Annotated in this window: 9 protein-coding genes and 1 pseudogene; 3 read left to right on the top strand and 7 right to left on the bottom strand. The window is 75.7% G+C overall.

Annotated elements, in window-relative coordinates; translation table 11 throughout:
- Positions 1 to 114: 114 nt before the first annotated feature.
- Both AB0O82_RS29065 and AB0O82_RS29060 read right to left on the bottom strand, forming a co-directional pair.
- Positions 115 to 696, bottom strand: coding sequence for a HutD family protein (locus AB0O82_RS29065; RefSeq protein WP_363586883.1), 582 nt, complete (start codon positions 694 to 696; stop codon positions 115 to 117).
- Positions 697 to 804: 108 nt separating this feature from the next.
- Positions 805 to 2076, bottom strand: coding sequence for an MFS transporter (locus tag AB0O82_RS29060; protein ID WP_363586882.1), 1272 nt, complete (start codon positions 2074 to 2076; stop codon positions 805 to 807).
- Between the two features lie 116 nt (positions 2077 to 2192).
- Between AB0O82_RS29060 and AB0O82_RS29055 the strand changes: the two genes are divergently transcribed.
- Positions 2193 to 3371 carry an ROK family protein gene (locus AB0O82_RS29055; protein WP_350884287.1) on the top strand — a complete coding sequence of 393 codons (1179 nt, stop codon included), beginning with the start codon at positions 2193 to 2195 and terminating at the stop codon, positions 3369 to 3371.
- A gap of 142 nt (positions 3372 to 3513) precedes the next feature.
- On the top strand, positions 3514 to 4713 hold the full coding sequence (locus AB0O82_RS29050) for a PLP-dependent cysteine synthase family protein (protein ID WP_363586881.1): 1200 nt from the start codon (positions 3514 to 3516) through the stop codon (positions 4711 to 4713).
- Between the two features lie 74 nt (positions 4714 to 4787).
- Here the strand turns inward: AB0O82_RS29050 and AB0O82_RS29045 are convergent, their stop codons facing one another.
- From AB0O82_RS29045 to AB0O82_RS29025, 5 genes and pseudogenes are all read right to left on the bottom strand, one after another.
- Complete coding sequence (locus tag AB0O82_RS29045) at positions 4788 to 7241, bottom strand: right-handed parallel beta-helix repeat-containing protein (protein ID WP_363586880.1); 2454 nt, start codon at positions 7239 to 7241, stop codon at positions 4788 to 4790.
- A 243-nt stretch (positions 7242 to 7484) separates the two neighbouring features.
- Complete coding sequence (locus AB0O82_RS29040) at positions 7485 to 8363, bottom strand: MOSC N-terminal beta barrel domain-containing protein (RefSeq protein ID WP_363586879.1); 879 nt, start codon at positions 8361 to 8363, stop codon at positions 7485 to 7487.
- A gap of 595 nt (positions 8364 to 8958) precedes the next feature.
- Positions 8959 to 9372: pseudogene (locus AB0O82_RS29035) on the bottom strand (DUF6643 family protein); the annotation flags it as partial.
- Positions 9373 to 9717: 345 nt separating this feature from the next.
- On the bottom strand, positions 9718 to 10167 hold the full coding sequence (gene mscL, locus AB0O82_RS29030; protein ID WP_363586878.1) for a large conductance mechanosensitive channel protein MscL: 450 nt from the start codon (positions 10165 to 10167) through the stop codon (positions 9718 to 9720).
- A gap of 206 nt (positions 10168 to 10373) precedes the next feature.
- Complete coding sequence (locus AB0O82_RS29025) at positions 10374 to 11504, bottom strand: glycosyltransferase family 4 protein (protein WP_363586877.1); 1131 nt, start codon at positions 11502 to 11504, stop codon at positions 10374 to 10376.
- 323 nt (positions 11505 to 11827) lie between these two features.
- Here AB0O82_RS29025 and AB0O82_RS29020 point away from each other — a divergent pair, with 323 nt between their 5' ends.
- Complete coding sequence (locus AB0O82_RS29020; protein WP_363586876.1) at positions 11828 to 13078, top strand: glycosyltransferase family 4 protein; 1251 nt, start codon at positions 11828 to 11830, stop codon at positions 13076 to 13078.
- The last annotated feature ends 26 nt before the right edge of the window (positions 13079 to 13104 follow it).

Below are 13104 nucleotides of genomic sequence, written 5' to 3'. Positions count from 1 at the left end.
AAATGTGGGACCGAAGGTCTGCTCGCCGTGACGACCCCTGGATCGCAGGTCAAGCCTCGGTTGAGGTTTGAAAATCGCGGTGTCCGGGCGCCCGTGCGTCCCGCTTCCCCGGCGTCAGCGCGACGGGCGGAGCGTGACCACGGCGGTGACCCCGCCGGTCCGGACCCGCACCTCGCGCGGGCCGGTCCCCTCCAGCAGGGCGGCGTCGTAGCGCTCCAGCACCGCGTCGCCGTCGACGGCGGCCGAACCGGTGAGGCAGACCAGCAGGACGGTCGCCCCCGGCGGGACGTCCACGGCGGCCGGTGCGGTCAGCACGCCCACGGCGGCGTCGATCCGGCCGCGACGGGTCATCACGTTGAAGTCGACCACCGGGCCGGCCGACAGCCGACAGTCCGTCACGGCGTCACCGGAGAAGGCGAAGGGGCGGAAGGGTTCGTCGACCAGGTGCTCGGCGCCGTCGACGGTGAGCGTCATGCCGGGGCCCTCGACCAGGGTGATCACCCGGTCGACGCCGGGGAACGGCGAGAACGGCCCGGCCGACGCGACGTCCGCGAGGCTGACCCGCCAGTCGAAGGCGTCCAGCCCGGCCCCGGCCGGGAAACCGGCGACCTCCCTGGTCACCCCGCCCCCGTTGAGCCACGCCATGGCCGGGCGCTCGTCCGCCCGCAGTACCTGGATCCGTCCGCTGCTCGTCATGGCCCGCATCCTGCCACCACGTCCGCGCGCGGCCGCGTCGGGAGCCGCCTGGGGCCGTCGGCGGTGGGGTCGGTCGGACCGGCCGTGCCGACGACCCGGGCGCTCCCGTCAGCGCCGACGGACGGCCAGCGGCAGGAGCGCCCCCGCCGTGGCCGCCACCGCGACGGTGGTCAGGGCCATCGGCAGCCCCGCCGCGTCGGCGAGGAAGCCGATCACCACCGGGCCGATCAGCATGCCGCCGTACCCGAGCGTCGAGGCGAACGCGACGCCCTGCGGGCCGCCCGCCGCACCGGCCCGGGCGATCGCGAGGGGGAAGAGGTTGGCGAGGCCGAGGCCGGCCAGGACGAACCCGCAGACGGCCAGCGGCACCACCGGGGCGAGGGCGGCGACCAGCATGCCGGCCGCCGCGGTCAGGCCGCCGAGCAGCATCAGCCGGGTCTGGCCGAGCCGGATGGACAGCCAGGTGCCGCCGACCCTTCCGCTGGTCATGGCGAAGGCGTACGCGGCGTACCCGGCGGCGGCCGTCCCGGGGCTGGCGTGGACGTCGTCGGTGAGGTGGAGGGTGGTCCAGTCGGCGATCGCGCCCTCGCCGTACGCGGTGCACAGCGCGGTGAGGCCGAGCAGCAGGACGAGCAGCCGCAGGTGCGGGGCGGTGCGGCCGGCCGTGGTGCGGGTGCCGTGGTCGCTCGTGGTGTCGCCGGTGGTGCCGCCGTCGCCCGTGCGGCCGGGCGCGACCAGCGGCGCGGCCGGGCTGCGCAGCAGGACGACGCCCGCGGCGGCGGTGACGGCGAGGCCGAGCAGACCGCCGAGCGCGAGCGCCCAGGCGGTGCTCAGCGCACCGGCGAGGAGCCCGCCGAGGCCCGCGCCGAGCAGACCGCCGAGGCTGTACCCGGCGTGGAAGCTCGGCATGACGGGCCGTCGCAGTTGCGCCACCAGGTCGACGGCGGCGCTGTTCATCGCGACGTTGGCGCCGCCGTAGCCGGCGCCGAAGAGCAGCAGCACGCCGCCGAGCGCGGCGACCGAGTGGGCGTGTGCGGGCAGCGGGACGGCGAGGCTGAGCAGGGCGAGCGAGCCGACGGTCACCGGGCGCGAGCCGTACCGCAGGCACAGCCGCCCGACGAGCGGCATGGTGAGGACGGCGCCGATCGACAGGCAGAGCAGGGCCAGCCCGAGGGCGCTGTGCGAGGCGTTGACCTGGCTGCGGATGTCCGGGATGCGGACCACCCAGGCGGCGAAGAGGAAGCCGTCGACGGCGAAGAACGCGGTGAGCGCGAGCCGTGCCGAGCCCCAGGGGCTGTCCGTTCCGGGGGGTGTGCTGCGAGACTGGGGGGAGGTCTGGTCGGGTCGAGGACGCGGGCGGATTTTGTTTCGAAGCGGCACAAAGTCACAATAGGGGCGTGCAGCTCTCACCTTCAAGTCCGCGACCAGGTTCCGGAACCGACCTCGAAGCGCAGCGCGACGCCCACCGCCGCGCGGCCCCCGATCGCGGTCGGACGCTGCTCGGCCCCGCGCTCTCGCTCATCCACACCGGACAGACGCCCACCCGCTCGGCGCTCACCCGCGCGCTGGACGTCACCCGGGCCACCGCCGGGGCCGTCACGGCCGAACTGGAGGCGCTCGGGCTGATCACCGTCGACTCGCGCCCGGCCGGCGGCGGACGCGGACGCCCCTCGCACCGGCTGGCGATCGACCCGCAAGGCCCGGTCGTGGTCGCCGGGCAGATCCACGCCGACGGGCTGAGCGTCACCCTGGCCGGCCTCGGCGGGCTGCTCGACCCGCCCGTCCACCTGCCGCTGCCCGCCGCCACCGACCCGGTCCGGATGCTGCGCGCCGTCGCCGAGGCGGGCGCCGAACTCGCCCGCGCGACCAGCCGGCGCTGCCTCGCCGCCGCGCTCGCCCTGCCCAACCCGGTCACCGAACCCGACGGCGCCGCGCTCGCCGCCCTGCACTTCGCCTGGCCCAGCGGCACCCCGGTCGCCGACCTGTACGACGTCGAGGTGGGTCGTGCCGACCACGGCCCGGGCGCCCGTCGGCCGCTGCCCACCGCCCTCGCCAACGACGCCAACCTCGCCGCGCTCGCCGAGTACCGGCACGGTGCCGGGCGCGGCGCCCGGCACCTGCTCCTCGTCACCTCCGGCCATCGCGGCGTCGGCGGCGCGCTGGTGATCGACGGCCACCTGCACACCGGCAGCGCCGGGCTGGCCCTGGAGGTCGGCCACCTCACCGTCGACCCGCAGGGCCGGCTCTGCCCGTGCGGCAACCGGGGCTGCCTGAACTCCGAGACCGACCCCGACGCCCTGTTCGCCGCCGCCGGGCTCACCCCCGAACCGGGGCGCCCGCTGCTCGACCAGGCGCGCGAGCTGTGCCGGGCGGCCGCCACCGACGAACGCGCGCGGGCCGCCGTGGAACACGTCATCGACCGGCTCGGGCTCGGACTCGCGGGCGTCGCCAACATCCTCAACCCGGACCGGGTGGTCCTCAGCGGGCTCCACCTCGACCTGCTGGAGGCCGCGCCTGAGCGGCTGCGCGCGGTGGTCGCCGAGCGCAGCCTGTGGGGGCGCAGCGGACGGGTGCCGATCGTCGGCGCGGAGCTGGCGCACGGTGCACTCGCGGGTGCGGCGGAGCTGGGCTGGGGGCCGTACCTGGCGGACCCGCAGTCGGTGACGGCGGGCTGATTCCGGGGCCGGGCGTCGGGCTGGGGGGCGACAGGTCGGACCAGGGCGATAAGCGGAAGCTGGGACTGCGAAAACGGTCACTTATCGTGACTCTCCTACACTCGTAGTGAGCAGTGGGGGGTCGTAACGAGGGAGAGTGGCCATGAGCACCCAACCCGGCGGGACCCAGTCCGGCGGAGCGGGCGGCATCGAGCCGACCGCGGGCGTCGAGCCGACCGTCGGCGTCGAGCCGATTGCGGGCGTCGAGCCGACCGTCGACGTCGACCGGACCGACCCGCAGTACCGCGCCTGGCTCAAGGAGGCGGTGCGCAAGGTCCAGGCCGACGCCAACCGCTCCGCCGACACCCACCTGCTGCGCTTCCCGCTGCCGGGTGAGTGGGGGATCGACCTCTACCTCAAGGACGAGTCCACCCACCCGACCGGCTCGCTCAAGCACCGCCTGGCCCGCTCGCTCTTCCTCCACGGGCTCTGCAACGGCTGGATCCGCCCCGGCAAGCCGGTGATCGAGGCCTCCAGCGGCTCCACCGCCGTCTCGGAGGCGTACTTCGCGCAGCTCGTCGGGGTGCCGTTCATCGCGGTCATGGCCAAGAGCACCAGCCAGGCCAAGATCGACCTGATCGAGTTCCACGGCGGCGAGTGCCACCTGGTCGACCGCTCGGACGAGGTGTACGAGGCCTCCGCCCGGCTCGCCGAGAGCACCGGCGGGCACTACATGGACCAGTTCACCTACGCCGAGCGGGCCACCGACTGGCGCGGCAACAACAACATCGCCGAGTCGGTCTTCGCCCAGCTGCGCCTGGAGCCGCACCCCGAGCCGGCCTGGATCGTCGCCACCGCCGGGACGGGCGGCACCTCGGCGACCATCGCCCGGTACGTGCACTACATGCAGTACGACACCCGGATCTGCGTCGCCGACCCGGAGAACTCCTGTTTCTTCGACGGCTGGGTGCACCACGACCCGGACGCCGTCTGCGAGCGGGGCTCGCGGATCGAGGGCATCGGACGGCCCCGGATGGAGCCGAGCTTCGTCCCGGGGGCGATCGACCGGATGATGAAGGTGCCGGACGCCGCCTCCGTCGCCGCCGTGCGGGTGCTGGAGCAGGTGCTCGGGAAGAAGGCGGGGGCGTCCACCGGGACGGGGCTGTGGAGCGCGCTGAAGATCGTCGCCGAGATGCGGGCGGCGGGGCGGCGGGGCAGCGTGGTCGGTCTGATCTGCGACCCGGGCGACCGTTACCTGGACAAGTACTACTCGGACGACTGGCTGGCCGGCGAGCGGATCGACATCGCGCCGTACCGGGCCGTGCTGGAGTCCTTCCTCGCCGGCGGCGCCTGGTCGGGCTGACGCCGAGGTCGTCGCCCGCCCGGCGCCGAGGTCGTCGCCCGCCCGCCCGACGCCACGGCGCCGAGTCCCCGGCGTCAGGGCAGCGGTGCGCCCGGCAGGTCGGCCGGGACGAGGAGTTGGAGCTCCTCCGTCGACGGGTCCGCGAGGTGGGCGACCCGCATCGCGTGCCGCTCGACCATGGTCTCGAAGACCTGCCGTGCGGTGCGCCCGTTGCCGAAGTTGGGGCCGCGCTCCAGCCGGGCGAAGTGGTCCAGCAGCACGCCCTCGGTCGCCTCCGCGAGCGCGTACTCGTGCTCGGCGCACTGGGCCCGGGCGATCTCCAGCAGCTCGTCCGCCGTGTAGTCGGGAAAGGTGATGGTGCGTGAGAAGCGGGACGAGACACCGGGGTTGGCGGAGAGGAAGCGCTTCATCTCCAGGGTGTAGCCGGCCACGATGACGACCACTTCGTCCCGGTGGTCCTCCATCAGCTTGACCAGGGTGTCGATGGCCTCCCGCCCGAAGTCGCGCGCGCCGTCCTCGGGGGCGAGCGCGTACGCCTCGTCGATGAAGAGCACCCCGCCGCGCGCGCTGTCGAAGGCCGCGGCGGTGCGGATCGCGGTGGAGCCGACGTGCTCGCCGACCAGGTCGACCCGGGCCACCTCGACCAGGTGTCCGCGCTGGAGCACCCCGAGCGAGGCGAGGATCTCGCCGTAGAGCCGGGCGACGGTGGTCTTGCCGGTGCCGGGGGCGCCGGTGAACACCAGGTGCCGGCGCAGCGAGGGCGCCTTGAGCCCGGCCTGGCGGCGGCGCTTGCCGACGGAGATCAGGTCGATGAGCGTGCGCACCTCCTGCTTGACGGTGGCCAGCCCGACCAGTGCGTCCAGTTCGGCGAGCGCCTCGTCGGCGGGCCGGCAGTCCGGGATCGGGGCGATCGCCGAGGTGGCGGCAGCCGCAGCGGACGTCGCGACGGCGGTGCCGGCCATCCCGCCCACACCGGCCCTCCCGGCCAACGGGGCGGTGGCGGAGGCCAGTTGGGCGGTCCGCGGGCCCGGTACCTCGGCCGCGCCGGCCGCCGGTCCGACGTCGTCCGAGGTGCAGCCCTCGGCGACCGGCCCGGGCTCGGAGAACTCGAAGCCGGCCCGCTCGTTCTGTTCGGCCCGGCAGCGGGTCAGCTGGGTGCGGCAGCCGTCGATGATGTGGAAGCCGAAGCCCTTGCCGTGCGAGACCCGGCAGTCCTCGAAGGTGCCCCGCCCCTGCGCCGAGACGTACACGCCGGCGTCGGTGCTGGCCCGGACGGTGCAGTCGCGCAGCACCGGGTCGGCGCCCTTGGTGACGATCACCCCGGTGGCCACGTCGGAGATCTCGCAGCCGGTGAGCAGGCCGCCGCTGCCGTGGTCGCGGAACCACAGGCCGGTGCCGGCCTCCTGGACCCGGCAGCCGGTGAGGGTCACCGCCGCGCCGCCGCTGACCGAGACCGCCGAGCTGCGGATCCGGCTGAAGGAGCAGTCCGCGGCGATCGCGGCGGAGTCCCGGTCGAGGACGAACAGCGCGTCCGGCAGGTCGTACAGCGAGCAGTCGGTGAGGGTGAGCCGGGCACCGTCGCTGACCCACAGCGCCGGGTACTCGCCGGTGGAGCTGTGGATCTGGCAGGACTCGGCGACGGCCTCGGTGCCCTGGTCCCAGACCGAGAGCGCCCCGCGCCCGAAGTCCCGGACGGTGCTGTGGTCGAGGCTGAGCCGGGAGCGGCCGCGCAGGTCGGCGCCGTTCTCCGGCAGGTCGTGCACCCGGCAGCCGGTGAGGACGAGTTCGGCCTCGCCGTCCAGGGTCAGCCCGTTGCCGGTGACCCGGTGGATCTCGCAGTCGACGAGCCGCCCGCGGGCCTGCGACTCGGCCTGGACGCCGCTGCCGCGGATCTCGTAGATCTCGCAGCCGGTCAGTTCGGCGGCGCTGCCAGGGTCGGAGAGCAGGACGCCGGCGCCGGCGGCGTGGTGGATCCGGCAGCGGTCGAGGGCGGCGGTGGCGCCGCCGAGGACGGCGAGTCCGGCCTGCCCGGCGGCGGCGACCTCGCAGTCCTCCAGGGCGGCGGCGGTGCCGGGGCCGCGCAGGCGCAGCCCGAGTCCGGCCGGGTTGGCCACGACGCAGCCGCGCAGGGTGGGCCGGGCGCCGTCGGTGATCTCGATGCCGGTGGCGGAGCGGGTCTCGATCCGGCAGCCGCTGAGCGCGGGCGCGGTCTGCGGCCCGGTGATCAGGACGGCCGGGGTGGAGCTGTCGCCGCCTTCGACGACGAGGTCGCGGACGGTGGCGTCGGCGGTGACGGTCAGCGCCACTCCGGACGGCGGGTCGATTCGGACGGTGCCCGGGCCCTGGGCCGGGACGATCGTCACGGGCTTGTCCAGCAGCACGTTCTCCCGGAACGTCCCCGGCCGGACGGTCACGGTGTCGCCCGGTTCGGCGGCCGCGAGGGCCTCCGCGAGGGTGTCGTACTCGCCTGCGCGGCGGCGCCAGCGGGATGCGCTGTCCTGGGTGACCCGGACCCTGTGCTCTGCCATGACGGTCTGTCGTCCCCACCTTCGTCGAGCCGGCGTTCAACGGGCCGTACGCGCGGGCCGCCCGCCCACCGTAGCGCGCCTCCATGGGTGGTCCGGTCGGCCGCGGTCGCGCGGGCACCGGGGGCTCGCGCCTTCGCCACAGGTTCCGACCACATGTTCAACGAGCGCGCACACCCGTGGTTCCGAGCCGGGGTCGCGCCGCGGGGGCGGCCGGGGGAGCCGGTGAACCGGCGCGCCGCCGGTTCACCCCCGCGCGTCGGCGGGCCACTGCGCCCCGTCCTCCAGCACCTCGACCCGGTCGCCGACGCGCAGCGTGCCGAGCACGTCGCCGGTGGTGCCGGCCGGCCGTTCCGGGATCAGGTTCTGCCCGAACGCGGCCTTCTTCAGCAGCCGGTGGTGCCGGGCCAGGGTGCGCAGCGGTTCGGGGCCGCGCCGCTCGCCGCTCTCCTGGTCGGTGGTGGTGATGACGCAGCGGCCGCAGGGCTTGACCACCTTGAAGGTGAGGTCGCCGATCCGGATCCGGCGCCAGCCGTCCTCGGCCCACGGCTCGGCGCCGCCCACCACGGCGTTGGGGCGGAAGCGCTCCATCGGCAGCGGCTCGTGGCCGTCGGGGTGCTCGGCGGCGATCAGCTCGTTGAGCCGCTCCAGCGAGGCGGTGGTGGTGAGCAGCAGGGGGAAGCCGTCGGCCATCGAGACGGTGGTGCCGGGCTCGGCGTAGTCGGGGTCGGCCGGCCGGGCGTGCGGGTCGTCCAGGTGGACCAGGCGGTAGTCGCCGAGGTGTTCGACGATCCACCGGTGCACCTCCTTGGCGGCCTCGGCGGCGCGGAAGCGGGTGCCCCAGACCTCGACCTCGGCGAGCGGGTCGCCGGCCGCGACGGCGGGCGCGGGGACCTCGATCCGGGAGCCGCCGGGGGCGGTGAGGGAGAGCGCGCCGTCGGGCAGCAGGTCGGGCCTGATCTGGCCGAGGGCGGCGTTCTCGCGCTGGCTGACGAAGCGTCCGGTGGCGTCGGCGAGCATCCAGCGGCGGTCTCCGGCCAGGCCCCAGGGTTCGACGGCGGCGGTGTCCGGGCTCAGGCGGTACATGGACTTGACGGGGTAGACGTGGAGTCCGGTGAGCTGCATCCCCCCATCCTGCCAGCCGGTTCCCGGCGGTCCGCAGGAGCCCCGTACGCGCACGGACCGCCCGGGACGCCGTGGGGGGCGTTCCGGGCGGTCCGTGGATGACCCGTTTCTCCGTACGCCCGGCGCGGGGAGCGCGCCGGGTGGTGCTCAGGTGGTGCGGGTGCGGGCCGGGTGGGGTCCGGCCCTGGAGGTCAGTGGCTCAGTAGCCCTGGCCCTGCTGCTGGTAGCCGCCCTGCTGGCCCCCCGCGTTGTAGGCGCTGTTGCCGGGCTCGCCGTACGGGCCCGGGCGCTGCGGCTGCATCGGGCGGACCGGCGCCATGGCCGGGCGCAGCTGGGCGCCGCCGAAGCCCTGGTCACCGCCCTGGCCCTGGAAGCCGGGGCCGGCCGGGCCGGGGCCGCCGAAGGACTGCTGGCCGCCGAAGCTCTGCGGACCGGCCTGCGGCTGGCCGCCCGGCTGCCCGGGGCCGAACGCGCCCGGACCGCCGATCGGCTGCGCGCCGAAGGACTGCTGGCCGCCCTGGCCGCCGATGAAGGTGTTCTGGCCGCCGAAGCTCTGGCCGCCGGTCGGCTGGTAGCCGCCGCTGGCGGTCTGCGCGAAGGCCGGTGCGGCGGGCTGCGGCCGCTGGTACTGCTGGGGGGCGCCGTAGCCGGGGACGGGCGGCTGGGGCGCGGAGGCGTACGCCGGCGCCGGCTGCGCGGGGATGTACGCCGTGGCGGGACCGGCGGAGGGGCCGCTGCTCGGGCCGGGGCCCAGGGCGAGGCGGGCGGGCGGCAGCGCGGGGAGGTTGCTGCCGGCGCTCTCGTACCCGTTGCCGTACCGGTTCTCGTAGGACGGGCCGGCGCCGGCCCCGTAACCGGACGACATGGCCGGCGGCAGGGCCGCCGGCACGTTGATGGGTGCGATCTGGGGGACGCCGCGCTCAGCCACGAGGCTGTCGTAGATCGGCGTGCCGGAGGAGAAGGACGGAGAGGGGTAGCCGACTCCGTCGTAGGAGCGGGGCGAGGTCATGGGGCATACGGTAAGCCCACAACGCGCCTGCTGAGGAGAGCGGGAGGGGGAGCAGTTCGACTGTTTACACAGTCTTCGCTCGCGCAAAGGTTTCGAAAGTAGGAAGAACGGACATACCGGCGTTCAGTTCCGGACAACCTTGGCGTGCCGTCAGTGATCGAACAGTACCCGGACGGCGGCGCGGCGAACCCTTGCGGTGACCGGGCGGTGGACGGTTCGGGGCCCGCCGGAGAAACTTTTGCGGACAGGGCGTGCGCCGGCGCATTCGAGCCCCCGCCGACGGTCCGACGAGGGCTCGTGAATGTTTCGGGAATAAAGTCCCCGTCAGCGGCCTCGGGCCCGTGGTCAGCTCGCCTGCAACGCCTGCGCCTGCGCCGGGAGACCCGGCCGGCCCGAGACCTCCGAGGTGCAGAAGGAGCAGCGGGTCGCCGCGGCCGGAATCGGGCTCAGGCACTCCGGGCAGTCGACCTTCACGACCGGCGCCGGCTTGGCCGACTCGAAGCGCGCCTGCAGCTTGCCGACCGGCAGCACCACGGCGAAGTAGATCACCGCGGCGACCAGCACGAACCCGATCAGCGCGTTGACGAAGACCCCGTACGGGAACCGGGCGCCGGCCACCTCGAAGGTCTTCTGGGTGAAGTCGCCGACGGCGCCGGTGGCGACCCCGATGAGCGGGGTGAGGAAGGCGGTGACGAACCCGGTGACCACGGCGGTGAAGGCCGCGCCGATCACGATGCCGACTGCGAGGTCCACCACGTTGCCGCGCAGCAGGAAGCTGCGGAATCCCTTGAACACCGGGTGACTCCAAATCCGTACGGGGAAGGGGGAGATGAGGCAGCGTGACGGGCGCCCCGGCCGGACATCCTGCCGACCGGGCCGGGCCGAGGTCCAACCGCGTTCACCCGATCCGCGTAACGGGCCGCAGGACTCGCCGGCCGGTTCCGGGCGGAGCCCGGGCGCTCCGCGTACGGGTCGATCCGGCCGCCGCCGGGCCGGAGGGGTCAGAGCGGCCGCACCCGCAGCGCGCGCTCGTAGAACTCGACCATGTGCGCGGACACCTGGGACAGCGTGAACGAGGCCAGGAACCGCGCCCGCGCGGCCTTCGCCCGCACCCGCGCCGCCGCCCGGTCGTCCAGCGTGTCGACGACCGCCGCCGCCAGTTCGGCCGGCCGCTCCGGTGCCACCAGCCGGGCGTAGTCCTCCGAGCCGACCGTCTCGCGCAACGCCGGCACGTCCGCGCAGACCAGCGGCACCCCGACGCCCATCGCCTCGATCGCCGTGCCGCCCTGGCCCGCCCAGCGGGACGGCACGGCGAGCACGTCGGCAGCGGCCATCAGATCGGCCACGTCCTCGCGCGGCCCGAGCAGGCGGACGCTCCCGGCGGACTCGGCGAGCGCCCGCAGCCGTGCGCTCTCCGGGCCCGCCGCGCCGGCGAGCAGCAGGACGGCCCCCGGCTGCGCGCGCCGGACCGCCGGCCAGGCCGCCAACAGCACGTCCAGGCCCTTCCGGTGGTGCTGGCCGGCGGCGGCCAGCACCACCGGCACGTCCTGCGCCAGCTCCAGGGCACCGCGCACGGCGGCCCGCCGCTCCGGGGTGGCCGTGCCCAGCAGCTCCGGGTCGAGCCCGCGCGGCACCACGTCGATCCGCCGCCGGGGGATGCGCAGCCGCCGCGCCATCGTGCCGGCCACGTGCCGGGTGAGCGCGTGGAAGCGGCGGGCGCCCTGGGCGGTGGCCGCGTCCAGGGCCTGCGCGGTGCGCATCCGCCAGGGGCTCGCCCCGTGCGCCGCCGACTGCTCCGGTCCGTACGCGGGGTCGAGCAGGCTGGAAACCACCGGGGTGCGGGCGGCCAGGGCGGCGGCCCGGCCGAGCACGTCCGAGGCGTGGCGGGCGGTGTGGACGAGATCGGGCCGGCGTTCGCGGATCAGCCGGCGCAGCGCGGCGGCGGTGGCGGCCCCGGTCGGTCGGCCGACGCCGAACACGGCGGCGCCCGCCGCGGTCAGCTCTGGCTGCCAGCCGCCGGGGGAGTCGTAGAGGTAGGCGACGTCCAACGTGACGCCGGCGCGCACCAGTTGGGGAGCCATCGAGACCAGGGCGCGCTCCGCCCCGCCGGCCCGGTTCACACTGTCGACCACCAGAAGCACCTGCACCGGCCACCCCCGCCCGCTGCGGGCGCGTCCGTTCTCCCGTGCCGGACGCCCCCTGACTGGTGATCAGCATCGCAGGTGGCCGTCAGGCCCGCCAGCCGTACGGCGGCCGGGGTCGGACGCCGGGGTGCGGCGAGGCGAGGCGGGGCGAGGCAGGGCGAGAGGGGGCGGAACAGGGCGCACGACGGGAGCAACCGGCGCACGGCCGCAGTCGAGCAGCGCACATCAGGTGTATTCACGCGGGCGCACGGGCCACCACCAGGTTGCGCGAAGGGGCTGTACGGCGCGGGGCGCTGTGCCAAGGTCGGTCCATGCCCGACCATACGTCGGCCGACCCGGCCGGAACCCGTCCCCGCGTCCTGCACCTGATCAGTGATCCACGCCGCGGCGGCGCCCAGAACTTCGCCCGTGACCTCCACCGGGAACTGCGCCGCCGGGGCCAGGCCTCCGCGCTGTGCGCCCTCGCCCCGCACCCGGCCGCCGGGCCCGCCCTCCCCGGGCCCCGCGCCGCGGACCGCACCGGAGTTCGCGCCGGCGCCGGTCCGGGCGCCCGCCCCGACGGGCTCGACCGGCAGCCCGACCCGCACCCCGGCGCCTGCGCCGACGAGGAGGACTTACGCGCCGCCGTCCTCGGCTCCGGCCGTCTGCGCCCCGGCACCCTGCGGGCGCTGCGCGCGGCCGCCCGCGGCGCCGACGTGGTCCTCGCCCACGGCTCCGACACCCTGGCGGCCTGCGCCCTCGCCCTGGCCGGCACCCGCACCCCCTTCGTCTACGTCTCCGTCGGCCACCCCCGCTACTGGACGGCGAACCGGCTGCGCCGGGTGCGCGGCGGCGCGCTGATGCACCGCGCGGCAGCCGTCACCACGCTCACCGACGAGGCCCGCGCCGTCCTGGAGGGGCAGTTCCGGCTGCCCGACGGCAAGGTCCACGTGATCTCCAACTCCCGGGCCGCCGAGAGCTATCCGCCCGCCGACGGCCGGGCCGACCGGCGCGCCGCCCGGCACGCGCTCGGCCTGCCCGCCGACGTCCTGCTGGTCGCCTGGATCGGCGCGATCTCCCCGGAGAAGCGGCTCGACCTCGCCCTCGACGTCCTGGACCGGCTGCCGGACGTCCGGCTGGCCATCGCCGGGGACGGCCCGCTGCGCGAGACGCTGGCCCGCCACCCGGCCGCCGCCCGCGCTCACTTTCTCGGCGCCCTGCCCGACCCGGCGCCGCTCTACCGGGCCGCCGACGCGCTGCTGCTCACCAGCGACAGCGAGGGCGTGCCCGGCGCGCTGATCGAGGCCGCGCTGGCCGGCGTGCCCGCCGTCGCCACCGACGTCGGGTGGGTGCGCGAGGTGGTCCGGGACGGTGCCACCGGCGCGCTCGTCGCCCCCGGGGACCCGCTCGCCCTCGCCGAGGCGCTGGCCAAGGTGCTGGCGTGCAACCGTGCGGGCCTCGGCGCGGCCGCCCGGGCGCACGCGTTGGAGCACTTCGAGCTCGGCGCCGTGGTGGACGCCTGGCAGGGGCTGGTCGCCGAGGTGTGGGCGGGGGGTGGCCCGGGGGTGCGCACCGGTCCGTGACAGACCCGCGGCGGCGGGCCGGGCCG

Source organism: Kitasatospora sp. NPDC088264, assembly GCF_040685715.1.
In the GTDB taxonomy this organism is placed as follows: Bacteria; Actinomycetota; Actinomycetes; order Streptomycetales; family Streptomycetaceae; genus Kitasatospora.
The sequence above is the reverse complement of the archived record's forward strand: the minus strand, read 5'-3'. Positions and strand labels throughout refer to the sequence as shown.

What these genes read in the sequence shown, in the direction of transcription:
- AB0O82_RS29040 (WP_363586879.1), bottom strand. Translation starts at nt 8,363, where the DNA reads ATGCAGCTCACCGGACTCCACGTCTACCCCGTCAAGTCCATGTACCGC.
- AB0O82_RS29020 (WP_363586876.1), top strand. Translation starts at nt 11,828, where the DNA reads ATGCCCGACCATACGTCGGCCGACCCGGCCGGAACCCGTCCCCGCGTC.
- AB0O82_RS29050 (WP_363586881.1), top strand. Translation starts at nt 3,514, where the DNA reads ATGAGCACCCAACCCGGCGGGACCCAGTCCGGCGGAGCGGGCGGCATC.
- AB0O82_RS29065 (WP_363586883.1), bottom strand. Translation starts at nt 696, where the DNA reads ATGACGAGCAGCGGACGGATCCAGGTACTGCGGGCGGACGAGCGCCCG.
- AB0O82_RS29045 (WP_363586880.1), bottom strand. Translation starts at nt 7,241, where the DNA reads ATGGCAGAGCACAGGGTCCGGGTCACCCAGGACAGCGCATCCCGCTGG.